At 41.9% G+C, this 18,051-nt stretch carries 22 protein-coding genes; 11 read left to right on the top strand and 11 right to left on the bottom strand.

Features of this window, described 5'->3' with window-relative positions; all coding sequences use genetic code 11:
* Window positions 1-157: 157 nt before the first annotated feature.
* Window positions 158-361 carry a hypothetical protein gene (locus GJB62_RS18385; protein ID WP_094331166.1) on the top strand — a complete coding sequence of 68 codons (204 nt, stop codon included), beginning with the start codon at window positions 158-160 and terminating at the stop codon, window positions 359-361.
* A 371-nt stretch (window positions 362-732) separates the two neighbouring features.
* Here GJB62_RS18385 and GJB62_RS18390 read toward each other — a convergent pair whose 3' ends face one another.
* On the bottom strand, window positions 733-1,077 hold the full coding sequence (locus tag GJB62_RS18390; RefSeq protein WP_012410248.1) for a hypothetical protein: 345 nt from the start codon (window positions 1,075-1,077) through the stop codon (window positions 733-735).
* Between the two features lie 282 nt (window positions 1,078-1,359).
* Between GJB62_RS18390 and clpS the strand changes: the two genes are divergently transcribed.
* The 5 genes from clpS (at window position 1,360) to GJB62_RS37110 (ending at window position 5,094) form a co-directional block, all read left to right on the top strand.
* Window positions 1,360-1,641: an ATP-dependent Clp protease adapter ClpS gene (gene clpS / locus GJB62_RS18395; protein WP_114081141.1), complete on the top strand. Its 282-nt coding sequence runs from the start codon at window positions 1,360-1,362 to the stop codon at window positions 1,639-1,641.
* A 66-nt stretch (window positions 1,642-1,707) separates the two neighbouring features.
* Window positions 1,708-2,532: a type II CAAX endopeptidase family protein gene (locus GJB62_RS18400; RefSeq protein ID WP_114081140.1), complete on the top strand. Its 825-nt coding sequence runs from the start codon at window positions 1,708-1,710 to the stop codon at window positions 2,530-2,532.
* A gap of 168 nt (window positions 2,533-2,700) precedes the next feature.
* Window positions 2,701-3,639 carry a S1 RNA-binding domain-containing protein gene (locus GJB62_RS18405; RefSeq protein WP_114081139.1) on the top strand — a complete coding sequence of 313 codons (939 nt, stop codon included), beginning with the start codon at window positions 2,701-2,703 and terminating at the stop codon, window positions 3,637-3,639.
* A 241-nt stretch (window positions 3,640-3,880) separates the two neighbouring features.
* Complete coding sequence (locus GJB62_RS37105) at window positions 3,881-4,369, top strand: hypothetical protein (protein WP_209271446.1); 489 nt, start codon at window positions 3,881-3,883, stop codon at window positions 4,367-4,369.
* Window positions 4,366-5,094, top strand: coding sequence for a transposase (locus tag GJB62_RS37110; protein WP_209271445.1), 729 nt, complete (start codon window positions 4,366-4,368; stop codon window positions 5,092-5,094). The genes GJB62_RS37105 and GJB62_RS37110 overlap by 4 nt, the downstream gene beginning before the upstream one ends.
* 204 nt (window positions 5,095-5,298) lie before the next feature.
* Here the strand turns inward: GJB62_RS37110 and GJB62_RS18415 are convergent, their stop codons facing one another.
* The 3 genes from GJB62_RS18415 to GJB62_RS18425 form a co-directional block, all read right to left on the bottom strand.
* Complete coding sequence (locus GJB62_RS18415; RefSeq protein ID WP_114082785.1) at window positions 5,299-5,937, bottom strand: pentapeptide repeat-containing protein; 639 nt, start codon at window positions 5,935-5,937, stop codon at window positions 5,299-5,301.
* The gene (locus GJB62_RS18420; protein WP_114082786.1) at window positions 5,934-7,331 is read right to left on the bottom strand and encodes a DICT sensory domain-containing protein; all 1,398 of its coding nucleotides are present in this window, start codon (window positions 7,329-7,331) and stop codon (window positions 5,934-5,936) included. The genes GJB62_RS18415 and GJB62_RS18420 overlap by 4 nt, the downstream gene beginning before the upstream one ends.
* A gap of 67 nt (window positions 7,332-7,398) precedes the next feature.
* Complete coding sequence (locus GJB62_RS18425; RefSeq protein WP_114082787.1) at window positions 7,399-8,991, bottom strand: photosystem II high light acclimation radical SAM protein; 1,593 nt, start codon at window positions 8,989-8,991, stop codon at window positions 7,399-7,401.
* A 574-nt stretch (window positions 8,992-9,565) separates the two neighbouring features.
* Between GJB62_RS18425 and GJB62_RS18430 the strand changes: the two genes are divergently transcribed.
* The 4 genes from GJB62_RS18430 (at window position 9,566) to GJB62_RS18445 (ending at window position 12,131) form a co-directional block, all read left to right on the top strand.
* A complete protein-coding gene (locus tag GJB62_RS18430) occupies window positions 9,566-9,946 on the top strand; it encodes a DUF1830 domain-containing protein (RefSeq protein WP_114082788.1) in 381 nt (126 codons plus the stop codon).
* Window positions 9,947-10,128: 182 nt separating this feature from the next.
* Window positions 10,129-10,590, top strand: coding sequence for a DUF4079 domain-containing protein (locus GJB62_RS18435; protein ID WP_114082789.1), 462 nt, complete (start codon window positions 10,129-10,131; stop codon window positions 10,588-10,590).
* Between the two features lie 109 nt (window positions 10,591-10,699).
* Complete coding sequence (locus GJB62_RS18440) at window positions 10,700-11,266, top strand: hypothetical protein (protein ID WP_114082790.1); 567 nt, start codon at window positions 10,700-10,702, stop codon at window positions 11,264-11,266.
* A gap of 97 nt (window positions 11,267-11,363) precedes the next feature.
* The gene (locus GJB62_RS18445; protein ID WP_114082791.1) at window positions 11,364-12,131 is read left to right on the top strand and encodes an ATP-binding cassette domain-containing protein; all 768 of its coding nucleotides are present in this window, start codon (window positions 11,364-11,366) and stop codon (window positions 12,129-12,131) included.
* Between the two features lie 67 nt (window positions 12,132-12,198).
* Here the strand turns inward: GJB62_RS18445 and GJB62_RS18450 are convergent, their stop codons facing one another.
* Window positions 12,199-12,972 (bottom strand): response regulator transcription factor, encoded by a 774-nt coding sequence (locus GJB62_RS18450; protein WP_012410259.1) that lies wholly within the window; start codon window positions 12,970-12,972, stop codon window positions 12,199-12,201.
* A gap of 579 nt (window positions 12,973-13,551) precedes the next feature.
* Here GJB62_RS18450 and GJB62_RS18455 point away from each other — a divergent pair.
* Window positions 13,552-13,800, top strand: coding sequence for a DUF6761 family protein (locus tag GJB62_RS18455; RefSeq protein ID WP_094332830.1), 249 nt, complete (start codon window positions 13,552-13,554; stop codon window positions 13,798-13,800).
* A gap of 306 nt (window positions 13,801-14,106) precedes the next feature.
* Here the strand turns inward: GJB62_RS18455 and grxD are convergent, their stop codons facing one another.
* From grxD to grxC, 6 genes are all read right to left on the bottom strand, one after another.
* Window positions 14,107-14,430 carry a Grx4 family monothiol glutaredoxin gene (gene grxD, locus GJB62_RS18460; protein ID WP_114082792.1) on the bottom strand — a complete coding sequence of 108 codons (324 nt, stop codon included), beginning with the start codon at window positions 14,428-14,430 and terminating at the stop codon, window positions 14,107-14,109.
* A gap of 85 nt (window positions 14,431-14,515) precedes the next feature.
* The gene (locus GJB62_RS18465) at window positions 14,516-14,773 is read right to left on the bottom strand and encodes a BolA family transcriptional regulator (RefSeq protein ID WP_069070136.1); all 258 of its coding nucleotides are present in this window, start codon (window positions 14,771-14,773) and stop codon (window positions 14,516-14,518) included.
* Between the two features lie 228 nt (window positions 14,774-15,001).
* Entirely contained in the window at window positions 15,002-15,607 is a 606-nt protein-coding gene (locus GJB62_RS18470) for a hypothetical protein (RefSeq protein WP_114082793.1), read from the bottom strand.
* Window positions 15,608-16,160: 553 nt separating this feature from the next.
* Window positions 16,161-16,919, bottom strand: coding sequence for a 1-acyl-sn-glycerol-3-phosphate acyltransferase (locus tag GJB62_RS18475; protein ID WP_114082794.1), 759 nt, complete (start codon window positions 16,917-16,919; stop codon window positions 16,161-16,163).
* Between the two features lie 113 nt (window positions 16,920-17,032).
* Entirely contained in the window at window positions 17,033-17,518 is a 486-nt protein-coding gene (tadA, locus tag GJB62_RS18480) for a tRNA adenosine(34) deaminase TadA (protein WP_114082795.1), read from the bottom strand.
* A 185-nt stretch (window positions 17,519-17,703) separates the two neighbouring features.
* Window positions 17,704-18,018 (bottom strand): glutaredoxin 3, encoded by a 315-nt coding sequence (gene grxC, locus GJB62_RS18485; protein WP_114082796.1) that lies wholly within the window; start codon window positions 18,016-18,018, stop codon window positions 17,704-17,706.
* Window positions 18,019-18,051: the final 33 nt, after the last annotated feature.

Below are 18,051 nucleotides of genomic sequence, written 5' to 3' on the forward strand. Positions count from 1 at the left end.
TTAGCGTTGCTGATGGCATACGCCAGAGTCATAGCAAATTATCTATCTAACTAATTAAATGTGATCTATATCACAAATAAATTAGGATTTAGATCGCTCTTTATACTGAGACTTTTCTGGGATAATTAGTATCATATTACAGTTGGATGTATTACTTATGAGAACTAAGTACGCTATTCGTAAATTGGTAGAAAAAGCTCTTGACATTAAAAAGCTAACTCCTGAGATAGAAAATGAAATCAACTCAGAACTGACAGAACTTGGTTATATTTCTGACGTTGATTATGAAGCTCTGGAATTATTAATGTCGGAGATGGATGCTGGTAGAATTAAGTTGGTTCCTAGCTTCGGCTATTCCTAACTGCTTATGTATAGAGGTATATCAAGTAAATTTGATGAATACTGAAGTAATCAAAATTCCGAGTTAGTAAAACAAGTTTTAGTAAAGGTAGGTAGGATAATAAGAGCGATATTATTGTTTGTATTTTTCTCTGAGGTTGATTATTTCAATAACTAGAATGGCGTAAACCGTGCTAATAACCCTCTACATTATTGTGCATCCGGAGTAAATCGCTATGTAGTTCGCTAAACGCCGAGAAAAAATTCCTCCCTTTCTGTTTGCTGAAATTGTCCACAAGCAGAATGAACTCGTTGCGAAGGGAGTTGATATCATCAGTATGGCTGTTGGCGCTCCAGATAAACTAACTTCTAGTCATATCCTTTGCCCTATGCCTATTGATATGCTGACCATAGTTGGTGAATAAATTGATTAAGTTGCTGCTTGGCGGCTGAGTCAGGCTCAGTTTTTGGTTCTTTTGCTAAAACTTGACTCAAGAAGGTAATTACTTCGGTGTCTAATGCTGGTCGAAATAAATTTGCAGGCCAAAGCAAGTCAGACGCATCTCGCAAATCGGTAATTAGCGGCGATTCTTGAATCAAAGTAACCATTAGTAAAGGACGCACCCAGCACAACTGGCGGGAAACTACAAATTGAATGACTTCTGCATACAGATTTCTGTCGCCATGCTCTAAAGACACAATTTGTCCTGGTTGAAGAAAATCTAGGCTAATGTCCATGATTATGGAGTTTGGGCAGGGGCAAGGATTATTTTGCAATTTCCTTAATTTTAAAAATGAAAATGCGCTAGGTTTAAGGAAGCTTCTGTAAGATTAGGGTAGCACTCTCACGGCAACTATGTCTCAGACATCTGCTTCACAAGTGGCTACGCAAAACTAAGTAGAGCGGTTTTTCTAGCATAGTATCTGAACAGAGATACTATAGAATAGGTAAATAACTGTTAAGCGATCGCTACACAGACACTTTGTAGTAGTGAATCAACAAGAAAAGAGCAAAGAGCCGTGTCAGTTGAAACTATTGAAAAGCCTTCCACAATTCGTAAGCTAGCGCCTCGGTATCGCGTTTTGCTCCATAACGATGACTATAACTCTATGGAGCATGTTGTGCAGTCACTAATCGCCACTGTACCAAGCCTTACCCAACCCCAGGCTGTTAGCATCATGATGGAAGCCCATACTAACGGGCTAGCTTTAGTCATTACTTGCGCTCTGGAACACGCTGAGTTCTATTGCGAAACATTGATAAGTCACGGTTTAAGTAGCACGATTGAACCTGACGAATAGTCATTGGTCATTGGTCATTGGTCATTTGTCGAAATATAGAGTATTGGCTGGTGACTTAACATTGGTATGAAAAAAAACCTTGTCCGTTTAGCTGAACACCCTGCCCCTATTAGGCTGGGTTGTTTTATTTTGACTTTATTGTTGCTATGGTTGCCATTAGCTGCACCAATATACTTACTAGTGGATGATTCAAACTTAGAAAGTATATTGACATTGGTATTGTTATATGGAATATTTATTTTCCTCCTGAGACTATGGGGTAAATATGTCTACCAACAGCCCCAAATTCTACGGCATTATGGCTTAGAATTCACGCGACAAAACGGTGTGGATTTGCTGCGTGGCTTGGCTCTAGGGATAATTAATATTCTGATACTTTTTGGGGTAGAAAGTTTGTTGGGTTGGTTGGTGTGGCAACAACCGAAAGTTTTTTTTGTGAAAGTTGTTTTAGAGGGTTTACTTGTTGGCTTAGGTGTTGGATTTGCTGAGGAATTGTTATTCCGAGGCTGGTTGCTAGATGAACTACAACGAGATTACAGTCCTCGTGTCGCACTGTGGACAGATGCAACTGCCTTTGCTACATTGCACTTTATTAAACCCTTGGAGGCAATTATTCATACACTGCCGCAATTTCCAGCTTTAGTACTGCTGGGGTTAACGCAAGTATGGGGAAAGCGTTGGCGGAGGGGACGCTTGGGTTTTCCAATTGGGTTACATGGTGGTTTAGTTTGGGGTTACTACATTATTAATGTTGGGGAATTAGTCAAATATTCTGGTCAAGTTCCTGATTTGGTAACTGGTGTGAATAATAATCCCCTGCAAGGATTGATGGGAGTGTTGTTAATGAGTGTACTAGCTTTGGGGATACGAGGGCGAACAGTGAAAAATTAAAAATGGAAAAACCTACGTAACGTTTTGATGAATACTAAAACTATTGTTATGCCGACTGTTTCCTGAGTATGCAACAACACGAACAATAGCTAAAGTTTAGCTGTTATTGTTGTGATTACACGCTTACTAAATTGTTTCTATAATGGGTTATGTTAAGCCCACTATCCTATGAGCTTTAGTTTAGAGAGCTTTCAACTCGGCGATATAATTACTGGAAAAATCATTAAGATCGAGCCTACAGGTGTTTTAGTTGATTTTTATACACACCAACTAGCTTATGTTCCACTCCTAGAGCTATCACTCAATGAGATTCAGTCCCCAGAAGAAGCTGTGCAACTTAATGAAATCCGAGAATTTCTAGTTGTAGGAAATTACGATGGCGAACACGATATTTTCTTCTCGCATTGTTCATCTGAGACACTGAAAGATAGCGATCGCTTGTACGAGGTTACATTGGATCTGGCTTCTAAAAAATGTGGTCATTCCATAAGTAGAGAAGACCTGATCGTACACACCAAAATTCGTGATGTTCACGGAAGCGGAGTATCAGCAACTATTCAGTGGTTCTTGTGTTCTCAAGAGCATCCACCAACGGTTTATTTTTCAATTCGTAAACTAGAGATGCGAAAAGCATGGGAACGGGTACGGCAATTGCAGACTGAGGACGTAACAGTATATGGAAAAATCCTTAAAAAGACTTCGAGGGGTGCATTAGTGAAAATTGAGGGTTTGCGTGGGACAGTTCTTACTTATGTTGATAAGCATAGGGAGGAATTGATAGTAGGGGAGGAATTTCCACTCAATATTATAAAAGTGAGAGAGGACTGTAATCATGTAGTACTACTAAATCGCTCTGTTTCAATTAGACTCAGACAGTTGCAGGTTGGTCAGCTTGTTAGCGGCACTATACGGCGTATTAAAGACTATGGTGTGTTTGTTGATATTGGAGATTTATATGCCTTGTTACCGACCTCAAAAATGTTCCATCCATCTGTTGACCATCCAAACCAATTCTTCAAAATTAATCACCATTTAAAGGCAAATATCATCAAAATAGATCCTGAAAACGGTCAAGTTGTTCTAGAGAGTTGTGAGAGTTCGGCATAGCAGATGAGTGTCAGCTACAGCACACAGCATCAAATATCCTCTCGTGGAAAGCTAGCCCATTCTTCAGTACGGGCTACATCAATTTCCTCTGTGGAAGGCGCGTTTCCTAAATCAGCACATAGTCCCCACAAGGATTGGCGGGGATGGATAGACAGTTTAGGGACTTGCGAAAAAATAAAGTACCAGCCATTCTAGAATATTTAGGAAGCGCGGATCTACTAACCCCCACTAAATCTCTAGAATGAAAATCCCTCAAGTCATGCTGACTGACACCATCAAATCTACCTTTAAAGATGCAGCCAAAAAACTAACTGGCAGTCGCAAAAGAGACTTCATGGCAAAAGTCACCGAAGATTACTTCGATAGTTCAGCCCGCAAAGCAGAAACAGTGTTGGGGTGGAATCGCCAGAGTGTACAACTTGGCTTGGATGAACGGCGGACGGGGATAGTCTGTGTAGATAACTATCAGGCAAGAGGAAGACACAAGAGTATTGAGATTCTGCCCAATTTAGAATCGGATATTCGTTCATTGGTAGATGCTAAAGCTCAAACCGACCCAAAATTTCAATCAACTTTTCTGTATGCGCGCATTAGTGCCAGAGCAGTAAGAGAGGCATTGTTAGGTGAAAAGGGATACGACCAGAGCGAATTACCGTCTCGCCAAACCCTAGGGACGATTCTTAATGGCTTGGGGTATCGCCTAAAAAAACACAAAAAACCAAGCCCTTGAAAAAGATTCCCCAAACAGATGCCATATTTGAGAATGTGTTCCGGGAGAATCAGGCATCAGATGAGAATCACAAATCGTTGAGAGTGTCTATTGATACTAAAGCCAAAGTGAAGATTGGGAACCTTTCTAGAGGTGGTAAAGCCCGGACACTGGAGGCAAAAGCCGCTGATGACCACGATACACAGTGGCAAGAAGTCTTAGTTCCATTTGGTATTCTCAACACACACAGCCAGCAGCTATCAATTTACTTCGGTCAGTCGGCTGAAACTAGTGATTTTATTGTCGATTGTTTAACCGCTTGGTGGCATGAGAATCAACACAATTACCTTGAGCTTGATGAATGGGTGATTGATCTCGATGGCGGTGCGGCGACTCGCAGTGACCGCACACAATTTATCAAACGCATGGTTGAACTGTCTGATGCGATTAATTTAAGAATCCGACTGATTTACTATCCTCCCTACCATAGCAAGTACAATCCGATAGAACGGTGTTGGGCTACTTTAGAAAACTATTGGAATGGCGCGATTTTAGATTCTGTTGAAACCGCACTACATTGGGCTTCTAATATGACTTGGAAAGGTATTGCACCCATTGTACATCTGGTTGAAACCACCTATGAAAAAGGAATTAAGGTTCTTTCACAAGAGTTAGAACAATATCAACCTTTCTGGCAACGTTCTGAAACATTACCCAAATGGGATATCACGATTGTCCCAGTTTGATTGGTATCTTATTTTATTGCAAGTCCCTTATCTGTTAACTCGCGTTCTATATCAGGAGCAATTTGTTGGATCAAACGTACTTTGTCCACAGTTGAAAGCTGCTTTGCTAGTCTGATAACTTCTTTTAAGCTCACAAATTTTCACCTGCTTCATCTGCAAAAATTTTAACAATAGCCAATAATACTGGGCTTTTTGGTGCAATCTTTACGCAAGAGTCTCAACCACAGTACCCACCACACAAGCTTTATTCAAATTAACGCCGCTCAAATTTGCACCTTCTAACTCTGCACAAAGTAAATTAGCTCCTGTCAAATTCGCCCCTGCCAAATTCGCCCCCCGTAAATCAGCTTCTTCCAGGTTTGCTTCACTCAATAAAGCCCCTTGCAAATCGGCGCGACTCAAATCTGCACCTTTGAGATTTGCCCCAGTCAGGTTTGCACCGCGCAAGTCAGCACCGCGCAAATCAACGCCTTGTAAGTTGACGTTCATCAAATTAGCACCACTCAAGAAAGCACCCACCAATGACACATCACTGAGTCTTGCTCCCATCAAGTTAGCGCCACGCAAATTACTACCCCGCAAGTCAGCACCCGTTAAATCTGCTTGCATCAGGTTTGCTCCCATCAAATTCGCCCGCAAGTCAGTTTCTTGGAGGTTCGCTCCCATGAGGTTCGCCCCTTCTAAATGCCCACCTTCGAGTTTGGAAGCAGCGAAATTAGTGCCGACAAGGGTAGCACCAGCAAGATTAATCCGGCTTAAATCCAGTCGGGAGAGTTCCTCGTCTTCTAAATTTGCCCCTGGAAGTTGTTTGAGTTTTCCTAATCTAATGGCTTCAATATTCATGTAAAGTAACTACCAATCTCTTCACTGATCTTGCTGTGGCTATCCCATTGGGAATCAAGTATCCAGATACCGGCGCTAAATTTGGGTGTCATGATGGGTAAGTCGAGTCCCTGTTGTAAACCCATAACTAATAAAGTTAGGGTATCTACAAGTTTAGGGTCAAAGCGGTTAGATTGTTGCTGTTTGCACTCATCTAATGCTTGAGTAAATATCTGTTCCCGGCTTTGATTTGACGATTTTAGCTGATTAACTCGCCACTGAAAGTCTGCCAATAATGCCAAAATCCTCGACTCTAGGGGAATTTCATCTCCAGCTAAACCTGCTGGTTCCCCTGTGCCATTCCACCACTCGCTTTGGTGAGTAATAATTTGGGCAACGGCTCGTAATCTTGGCATAGTTCGCAATACTTGTGCCCCTGGTACTAAGGGACAAGTTAAAGGACAACTGGGAGCATCTTCTTGGTAGCGTGTGGATATACCATCTGTGAGAACGCTTTCTGCTTTTTGTAACGGATCTATGCGATGTAACAAAGCCGCCAAGCGCAATCTTTTAATCTGCCAGGCGGGAAGATCCAAAAGCTGGCCGATCGCTTCAGCAAGAACTACTACTTCCGCAGCTGCCATTGGATTGTTCACATCTGCCATATCCATCAGTTGCGCCATTCGCAAAAAGGCTTGGATTTCGTTAGAAACCAAGTTGCGATCTAGCGTTTGTTGGTGAGACGCTGTTGGGATGGATAAATTATCTTGCCCAGTCTGGAGGTAATCTACTACACGGGAGACAACTGCACCTAAATTTTGGGATCTGTCCATTGACGGGACAATTTGTTGTTTGTCGGCTGTGAGTTTTTGGGCCAGTTCTGGGTTGTATTTTTTGATGTGAGCGATCGCTATTTCTGCTGTCTCTTGGACTAACTCCGGCTCAAATGTCCACAAACCATAGAATTTGCGCTCTAAGTCCGATGTCGGTACTCCAGCGCTGCCATAATCAGCTTCTGATAATTCTTGACAAATTACCATTGCTGTGTATTTAGGCGATAAAATAATTAAGTGCCACTCCTGTTCAACTGGATCGCCTGCATCTAAGCCTACTAAGTCTACATTGGGTAGCTGGCTGGTAGGATGTTCAGCAAAGCCAGATTCAGAGGCGGCCATAATGGCAATTTGGCGGCTACGATGGGCGATGTCTGCATATCGTTCAGCTTCTTGTAGATACCATTTCCCCTGTTGAAAGGCTGTGATCACTAGGGGTGTACCGTCATCTGTTAAGATATGATCTTCTAAAGCGTGGCACAGGGCAACTAGGGTATTTTTGTAGTAAACACCGAATCGAATTGGCCTGGTGGTATGGCGATGGGCTGTTTCTAGCTTTTGTAAGATTGAACCTTCTAACATGGGATTTGGTAAAAATAACCGCAGAGGCACAGAGGAAGAGAGGGGAGAAATTCAGAATTCGTGTTTTCTAGGATATACCCGCTAACTGTTTTTCTTTCGTTTCTATTGGTGCGGAAAGTGCTGCTTCTAAGTCGGCACAACCCAGTTTTTCTTCTAAGATTTTCATGACTTCGCGTCCGAAATCGTTGGGGTTTTGTTGCCAAGCTTGCAAGCAGACTTCGCCGAAGAATGAACCAAGGGGTTCGGGATTCCAGAGAAGTTTTTTGGCTGTCCACGGCATCAAACTCATTGGATCATACCCTGGTTTGAGGATGCCTTCTTTGAAAGCGTATTCTTCTAAATGGGTATGAGGTTGCAGCCCAATAAAAAAGATAGCAGGTTCAACTTTATCAGCACCAAAAATTCGTTCTAGTTCGCGGTGGTAGGCGATGGTTTGGCGGATGGTTTCGGGACGTTCGTCAATAACGTTAAAGGAGTAGTTGACGGAAACTAAGTCATTGAAACCAGCTGCTTTTAAGTCACGGCAGTTTTGCAAGACGGTTCGCAGGTTGTACCCCATCCGCATTTTCCGCACGAGTTCTTGAGAACCACTGGTAATCCCGATTTCAAAGTAATTCATCCCGGTTTTCGCCATCAAGTCGCACAATTCGGGTGTCAAATTGTCGGCTCTGATATATGCTGCCCAGTGGATATCTGTCATACCAGAATCGACGATTTTTTGCAAGAGTTCTATGGCATCGTCGATAAATTTTCGTGCTGGGATAAATTGGGCATCGGTAAACCAAAAGTTGCGAATGCCGCGATCGTATAATTGGCGCATCTCAGCAACTACTTCATCTGCTGGGTTGATGCGTACTTGTTTGCCTTCGACAACCGTATAGACGCAATAACAACAGTTGTGGGGACAACCACGCTTAGTTTGTACACCTATATAAAAGTCTTCTTCTTGCAGGTAAAAGTTAAATTCCGGCCAGATGGTTTCGATATAGTCGTAGTTACAAGCTGTTTTTTCTAGTGGGGTAGGTTGTTCGTGAATCAGTCGTTTTCGTGGTTGCGTTTCTCCCGCAACGTAACAGCGTTCATCTCGAAAATCTTTGCCACTTAAAAGTTTTTCCAGCAGAGTTTCGCCTTCGCCCACAGAAATAATTGTCCCTTGGGGTAAGCTTTTACCCAATTGTTCGTAAAATACGCTAACTGCACCACCACCGACAACGACACGGGCATTAGAATTATATTTTTGGGCACGCTTTAAACCGCGTTTGATTAAGCCCTGGTTTCGCCATAACTCTACATAGTAAGCGATGAAGATTCGTAAACCGCCCAATCCGCCACGTAGTTTTAATAGAGGATTCTTCGCGTAGTAAAATTCAAAGGCGTTTTGCAGTGGGTTGCCACCACGCCCACCAACTGGGGCATAAATTTGAATATCCCGCCAAGAAAATACTAGCAGTGTCGGTTTAAATTCATCGATACAGCGATCCAAAGCAGAATTGTAGTCTAAAGGTGGCACCGTTCCTAAATCGAAGATGCGCTGTGCAATATTAGGAAACTGCTTATGGACATGATCGCTCAAGTAGACAACCCCAATAGGAAAGATGGGGTTACAAGGAAGGCGAACGTAAAGAATTCGATTTTCCATCATTTGTGTTTTGACTTCCATCTTGCCAATCTTTGGAGAAAGCGAGAAAAACATCCAGTTTTAAAGTATGTGCTTGTTTTATTAGGTTTTAATTATCACAATCGCCCTTGACATTTCACTTCATTGCTGGTAATGAGAAAACTAATATTAGCAATTGCAGGAAACGCTAAAATTGCTATGCATAAAACATACATAGAATTTATAGATAGGCTTTATGAAGATATTTTTCATATAGCTTTACCATAACATTGAGTTTATTCATTAAGCGATGATCCCAGCCTATTAATCCTGGGATAGATGAAACGGCAAAACTCCCTTACTCGCTAGGCGAAAAGCAAGGGGATCGTGGTCTTATCTGCCCTAGGAGAATTAAAGCTTTGATACCAGGATAAAATCTTAAAAACTTTTGTATATAGTGTATAATTCCGAAAAAGCTACAAATAATTACAAAGTTTTTATAACTAAAAATATATCTTTAGGAAGAAATAATCTCCAAAGACACAGTTGGTATTCACAGTTACAGCAACTGGGGATCAGTGAGTGCTAGGCTTGCCCAGTGTAATGTAAAATTGTGGCGTAAAGCTCCTCAGCAGTTATGGCTCAAATATTAGATCCTCTACCACCTGAGCAATCGGGAAAAATTCTCTGCTGCTACATTAATGCCACGAGCAAAATACAGGTGGCTCGCATCTGCAATATTCCCAACTGGTACTTTGAAAGGGTTGTTTTCCCTGGACAACGTTTAGTTTTTGAAGCTCCACGAAAAGGTCAATTGGAGATTCATACAGGGATGATGGCAAGTGCAATTTTATCCGATAAGATTCCGTGCGATCGCCTGATGCTCGAAGAAACCAGTACTCATGAGTTTGATACAGACTCATTATCTGGAAAAGACCCTATTAATACCAAATCATTGGTGCAGCAAATTAATACAAACACTGGAGATAGTATAAAACCCTTACAAGTCGCTCTTTAGCAGCTGTTAATTAAAAAAAACAATTTGACTCAATTTTAGGGTTGCTGAATTCGGCAGCCCTTTTTATATTGGGCATGGGACATGGAAACAAGGAGAGTTGGAGACAAGGTAAAAGACTTGTTGCAATTTCTCACCTTATCTCCTGATTTCCCCACTGCCCACTCTCATCTACAATCATTCTTATGAATCTGCCTTCATTTCTTTGGTTGTGGAAAATAGCGGCCTGGTCGATGGGTTTGTCCCTACTAGCATATCTGATGTTAGCAATCACCGGCGTTTTAATGTTTCGAGCGAGAACTTCGCAGCAATTTCCTTTTATTACGCCATTTATGGGCGGAAATAAAGGGGTGCGATCGCTCCACTATACAATGGGTATCAGCATGGTAAGCTTAGTGCTACTATTGCTGGCTATCGGTATTGTTGGCACTTTAGGGCACTTTGGTTCTTTAGGTCACTCCTCACATTTAGTTGCGGGATTGATAGTGGTAGCATTAGTTTTACTGTCTGCTTTCAGCGCCACGCAAATTAGTGCCAGACGGTCTTGGGCTAGACCCTTACATATCGGCGTAAATATTATTCTGTTTATAGGATTTGCCTGGGTATCCCTGACTGGTTGGATTGTAGTGCAAAAGTATTTACCTTAAAGAATTAGTAATTACGAATTACGAATTATTAAAGTGGCATACCTTATTTCAACAGTCCAGCTAAGACATAGACCTACCCTACAATGAAGAAAAGCATTGTAATTAAGCCGTGACAGCAAACTCAGCCAATATCTCAGTTTCTATTTTTCGTCTGTCTCCTTTAATTCGGATAACGCTGCTGAGTCTATACATAGCACTCACAGTCCCATTACCCTTTTTATCGCAGGTAACAGCCGCACCCGTACCTCCAGAATTTTTGTGGATAGGGATTAGCATCGGTTTAGTTGCCTTGTACGCTGTATTGACTGAACAAGTAGTGGTAGATGACCAGGGAATTCAGGTTACTTACCCCGCCTGGGTGCCTCGATTTTTTCGTAAAGGCTGGTTTTTACCTTGGTCAGAGGTGAAAGAGTTAAAACCCCGCACCACTGGTCAAGGAGGGCTAGTTTATTACTTCCTCAGCCATGATGGGAAAGCTTATTTACTACCAATGCGTGTAGCTGGATTTGCCCGTTTTGTGCAAATTGTCCAAGCAAAGACAGGCATTGATACTACAGATGTTCGCCCTTTAGCACAGCCGTGGATGTACCTGATTTTACTAGGATTCACGCTGCTGTTACTATTAGTCGATGGCTGGGCGATCGCTACAGCTTTAACTACTGCACAATTAACTTAAAATTGGCATAGGGCATTGGGCATGGGTCAAGAATCAATCAATAGTTCTTCTTCCCCTGCTTCCCCTGCTTCCCCATCTCCATATCTCCCCACTCCCCTTGAATAAGGTAACACTCAGGCTAGAGCAAGTTAATCTGTTTACAAAGCTGAAAACCCAACTTCCAGGCAATCAGCAAGGGTATCCCATATTGCGAGATATTGACTTGGAAGTATTTCAGGGCGAACGTATTGCAATTGTAGGGTCAGTAGGCGCTGGTAAAACTTCGTTATTACGCCTCATCAACCGCCTAATTGAACCCACCAGTGGCAAAATCTATCTAGAAAATCAAGAATATCGCCAAATTCCTGTCATCCAGCTACGCCAGATGGTTGTACTTGTATTGCAAGAGTCAAAGCTGTTAGGGATGACAGTTCAGCAAACCTTGGCTTATCCTTTAGTTTTGCGTGGTTTGCCCAAACAGACAATTCAGCAACAAGTCAGTTATTGGACAGAACAACTGCACATTCCCAATGAATGGTTAGGGCGAACTGAGGTACAACTTTCTGCTGGACAACGACAACTAGTAGCGATCGCTCGTGCCTTACTCATCCAGCCTAAAATATTATTATTAGACGAGCCAACCTCTGCCCTTGATGCTGGTACAGCTTCCCATCTCATGCAAGTCTTAAACCAGTTGAGTCAAACTCATCAAACCACGATTCTGATGGTAAATCACCAACTGGAACTTGCCCAAATGTTTTGTACTCGATTATTACACCTAAAACAAGGTCATTTATCCACAAATCAAACAGTCTCTGAGATAGACTGGCTTGAATTACGAGAAACCTTAATTCAAGCAGAAGCTCAAGACGATTTTGGATTTTGAACGGGTCAGGAGACAGAAATCAAGAGTCGTTATCTAACCTTCCCAATTCCCAATTCCCAACTCTTTATCAAACTTGACTACTAGTAAGTGTTGAACGTTGATTATTAAATCTCTCTCTAGCTAACTTTGTTGTTTGTGATTGTGAAATATTGGTATTCAAAATTTCCATGTTAAAACGGTATCCTACATTGCGGATAGTTTGAATCAAGTTTGGTTGGCGAGGATCAAGTTCAACCTTTTTCCGCAGCGATAAAACGTGAGTATCAATGGTACGAGGGTTATCAATAGCGTCAGGCCAAGCACGACGCAGTAATTCCGACCTACTCAGAGGTACTCCCCCAGCTTGTGCCAAAACGTACAATAAACTGAATTCTTGGGGCGTTAAGTCGATAAACTCTCCCTGGAAGCGGACACGGCGCTGGACTAAATCTATTTGCAAAGTGCCATAATCCAAATAAGCTGGTGCAGTAGGTGTGCGTTTCCGGCGAATCAGTGCCTCTACCCGTGCCAAAAACTCTTGCATCCCAAAAGGTTTACTCAGGTAATCATCTGCACCCGCCTTTAAACCTGCGACGATATCACCTTCACTATTACGAGCAGATAGCATTAAGATTAGAGGCTGCTGCTGACGATGCAACCAACGACAAAACTCAATGCCATCACCATCAGGCAGGTCTGCATCCAATACTACCAGTGTTGGTTGATGGCTTAAAAATACTTCCCTTGCTTGATAAATACTGGCAGCTTGATGCACACGGTATTCCAGCTGTTGCAAGTGCCAACCCAACAACGACCTCAGATGGGGATTCCCCTCAATGATTTCTATACAAACCGAACCCACGGCGGCAAGACCCCTTAGCGTCTGATGACTTTCAAAGTAACAAGCCCATCTCTAAGGTTTTGTAGCCTTTGTTACTTCAACTGCTATTAGCTTTACATTTCCTCATAAAAAACGTGGCAAAATCTTTAATTTATGCCTTGGCGATAGGGGATTAGAAATATTATTAAATTTTTATTAAATTTCTCAGCAGTGTTGTTAGACGTATCAAAAATTCTTGTAGCTTAACATTCTGCTTTTTATGGGTGTAATGTGGGAATATCTATAACCAATCAGCAAAACGTTAATACAACAGCTTTTCAACCTGATAGTAAAAGTAGATTTCTCAGCAAAATTACTGCCCTTATCCAGGAATATAACACCAATACAATTGGGTCATTGAATATGAAAATCAGACAAATAACTGAGCAGATAACTAGAATCGGTGTTTTCTGGAATAGGATTAAAGTAGCGTGTAGCTGCTATGAGGGTACTACCCAAAGTAGATGTGTAGACTTTGAGTTGATGTCAAAGTAAAATTACACTTCACATTTGAGCGTGAATCATTTACAATTCTCATTCCAAGAGATTAATACAGCAGTTATGCTCCAAGACACACAAACCATCCGCTATTACCAAAGACTCACCGACGCCTTCGCCGAGTTATGGAATCGCGGTTATCGCACGGATGATATGCGGATGTATTTGGATGGATATCTAGCCGCATTGCGACAAAGTAACGTCATTGAACCTTATCTGATTCATCGTCTAGAAGAGGAGGCCAGCCGCTTCTTGTACGATGGGTCAAATTTTGCAGTGCCGCAACCACAGCCACAACCAGATTACTACTAAGTACCATTTAGTTGGTCATTAATAGTAACCGTTAATTACCGCAGATGATTATAGCATATTATCTGTATTGGTCAACGGGTTGCCGTGGTGTGAGATTTTGGAGATATTGTATTGATTAAACGCATCCCCTCAGCCTTATATTGGTTTTGCCAATGTGACTGAGGGGATTGTTGACTAAAACCTATTAAAAAGCCTTGAAAGGGGAGATAAATAGTGTCTCTCCTTTCAAGGGCATTAAAAATGGCACATTGCCTTGATAAAGAAGCGCAAATTGAGCGTATTCCCTCTACTTTACTTAGAGAGACATTAGGAAGCTAGTGCTACTTCTACCTTTTGTTGCAATTCACCTTTTTGGTAAAGTTCAATCAAGATATCAGAACCGCCAACAAATTCACCATTGATATACACTTGGGGAATTGTTGGCCAGTTAGAGTATTCTTTAATTCCTTGACGGATTTCAGAGTCTGAGAGAACATCAACCGTCTCGAAGGGAACTCCCAAGGTATTGAGAATCTGCACAACGTTGTTGGAGAAACCACATTGGGGCATTAACTTGTTTCCCTTCATAAAAACTAGAATTTTGTTCTGTTCTAGCAAGTTATCAATTTTCTCTTTGATTTCTGGTGTCATGGTATTTGTATTTCCTATGTTGCATTCAACGATGATGACTGAGGAGTTAAAAATTTTATAACTCCTAACTCCTATACTCCTAACTTTAGGAACTTGCTGTAGCTTGCCAAGCTTCGGGAGTGTATGTTTTTACCGCCAAGGCATGAATCGCTTCAGTTGACATAGCTTGACCCAACGCACCATAAACTAACTGGTGCTGTTGCACTAGTCCTTTACCTGCAAAGTGCGATGAAACTACTGTCACTTGATAGTGGTCGCCGCCACCAGTCAAGTCTTGCACCTGAACCTGTGCGTCTGGCAGTTCCGCCTTGATCATTGCCTCAACCTGCTGCGGACTAATCATCGCAATTCCTGAAAAAACTTACTTTTCTATTATTAACAGATATGGAGTAAATGCCCGTGCCAACTTCAGGTTTTGGCAAGGCTGTAGATAAACCCGCCTCTGAGGTGTATTTTTGAGAACGCTCAGGTTTTGGCAATGGCGGATAGCTCTATCCTAGCACTGGGGCATTCTCAAGCGACTAATTAGGGAGATAAGGGAGATGGGAAAAAGAGGCAACAAAAATTTAATTTATTTTTTTGGGGATGAGGAAGATGAAGTACCACCTTCTCTGGGATAGGGAGAATCAACAAAACCCAACTCAAACAACTGTTTATAAGCTTTCTTGCCTAAATCTCGTGTCGGGTTTTGACTCTTAATTATTTGAACCAACAACGGCACAGCTAATTCTGGCTGATTTTGGGCGCGATGTACCAATGCTAGCTGAAAGGTGGCTTCATCTCGCTTTTGGGCTGTTAATAGAGCTTTTTGACGCTGAGAATCAGAAACTCTATTGTCAATTCCCGAAAAGCTAGAATTTAACTCTTGATAAAAATTAGATAGCTGATTATAAACCTGACGTGCTTCTTGTAGCTTTTTAGCAGCTAAGGTGTAGTTTTGAGCAGAAACAGCTTGTTCTGCATCTTTTACTAAGCGATCGCCACCTTCAATGCTCAAAAGGCTGTTACTTTGGGTTATGGGGCGCAGATTATTAGGATCGTTGGGGTCAATGGGTTGTGGGCTATTAGTGCCTGGTGACTGTGATACCTGAGCATTCACAGGTGATAGCAGGCTGAGGACTGCTATGACTGATAAAAGGGTACGGTGCATCAAGGTAACAGCGGCAGCAGTGTTCATGGGATCAATTAGTGCGACAACTATATAAAAAGTTATGGAAACTTCGGGTATCTTAACTCTGTTTTGGTTTTGGACAAAGCAAAGTTACATCCTAAGTATCTCTGATTTAGGACTGAAAATCGCTTTAATAGAGTTCCCATTGCCCTTGTATAGTAACTAACTTAAATCTTCGTGATGAGCGATACTACGGTGGGCTGGGTTAACACGTTAATTACTCTGATTTTCCAATCATCGGTTTACTCGCAACCACCTTGTAACTATCTAACTGAAGTAGCAAAAATGTTTCTTCTAAAGCAATTCAGTAGTTTGCAGACAATTATTAGCTATTTACTCAAAAAAATGTCAATTTGGCTAAATATCCTGTCAATAGGGAGTAATCTATATATGTATACATCCTCAAAGCTTGCAAAATAGCACTAAATCTTTAGTGACTTAATTCAGGATGGATATAGCTAGTTAGCAATTAGTGTCAAACATTGAAAATGTGCAGTTTCTTAATCATGCACGGTCAGGGGTTAAGAGGCAGTATTGTAACTTTTGCCTTTTGACAAGATCAAGAGTTAGTAATTTCTGCAAATGCGTGATTAGTAATTTTTGTTTCTTGATGACTTAATTGTTGCAGTGCCTTTCCTAAATCAGTTGTGATGCTTTTGGCATCGTATTTTATACAACCACTCATGTATTCCGCTACTCTGATTGGGGAGCCAATATCAATACTGACATCTGTACCCCAATTTGGATAAGGTTGGCTGTAATTAATACCTATGGGTATAATTTTCACTCCCAGCCCAGAATGACTAGATTCAGCACTCAAAGCAAGACGAGCAATTCCCGGCTTCAACTGGTGAACTTGGCCATCACGAAAAATATTACCTTCTGGAAAAATGACCAGGGTTTTTTTCTGCTGAAGTAGCTCAACTCCATGTCGCAGTGTGCGGATTGACGGATGCTTAGAATTTACCGGAAACCCCCCCAAACGTTTGACAAACCAGCCTTGTAAACCCTGGCATTCGTCAATTGTCACCATAAACCGCAGGTCTTGTTCTCTGCGACAATCAGCAGTCGCATAGGGTACAAGTAATGCATCCCAACGTGCCCGATGAGTAGGCGCGAGGATAATAGGCCCAGTTGTAGGGATATTTTTTTGTCCGGTTATTCTAATTTGCCCAAAGAATAATGGTAATAGGCAGTGACGGCCTAATAAATATGCCAGAGGACTTAACCAAGGAGAAACCCTTGAAGTAGTACCAGCTACCTGATGATTAGCTGATGGGCGCTGGCAGGGATCGGATGAAGAGTAAAATTCCATCATGACGGATGCAGCTGATTGACGGGTAAAAATTTAACGAAAAGCCTGATTAGTTACACCGTAGATTCTCTTGCGTGACTTGTGTCGTACTAGATGGACAGTTTTACCTCTGTCCGTTAGTTTACCTTACGCCGCCTAGTAGCAAACCAAGCCTGTAATTGTTGACGACAAGCTGACTCTAGAATGCCTCCAATGACTTGGAGACGGTGATTAGAAGCAGCACTATCGGGTATGTTAATAGCTGTACGTATTGCGCCAGTTTTTGTATCGTCTACTCCATATACAAGTTGTCCGACACGCGCTTGCAAAATAGCACCTGCACACATCGGACACGGTTCAAGAGTTACGTAGAGGGTACATTCATTAAGATGCCAATTTTGTAAAGTTGTTGCAGCTGTCTTCAGAGCGAGAATTTCCGCATGGGCGGTAGGGTCTTTGTCGCGTTCTTTTCTGTTTTCTCCTTGTGCCAGCAATTTGCCTGTTGAATCAATGATAACAGCACCTACGGGAACCTCACCTGCATCACCGGCTGCTTTTGCTAATTCTAAGGCACAATTCATCCATTGTTGATGTATAAGATATTCTGTGTATTTAGTTAGCATATTCTTATCAATATAAAAATTTTAAAATTATACTCGCCTTTGGACGGGCAAGATAATTTAACAAGAAATGGGCGCTTAGAAACCGCGTCTAAACAAATAAAACCCACCTCCGTGGGTTAAAAAACCTTAATATTTATCCCACGCTGCCAAGAGCGGTTCAGGCGTGGGACTTCTGTCGGTTCAAGCTAAATAGCAACTTGAGCTAAAAGGGGATCGAGTTGGCTTTGTGTGTCTAGCTGATAGAGGTCATCGCAGCCACCAATGTGCTGGTTATTAATGAAAATTTGCGGTACGGTACGTCTTCCGTTAGCGCGTTCTGCCATTTTAGCTCTGGCTGCTTCATCACCGTCAATTTTATATTCAGTAAAATTTACACCTTTCCACCACAGCAGTATTTTGGCACGAATGCAGTAAGGGCAAGTTTGCCAGGTGTAAAGCTCGACGTTGGCTTTAACTCGCTCTGGATGGCGATTTAAGAGGGGATTAAGAAAGTCCAGCATATTTTCTTAAGCAAGATTTTAACTATGTCTCTA

This window comes from Nostoc sp. ATCC 53789, assembly GCF_009873495.1.
Classification (GTDB): Bacteria; Cyanobacteriota; Cyanobacteriia; order Cyanobacteriales; family Nostocaceae; genus Nostoc; species Nostoc muscorum_A.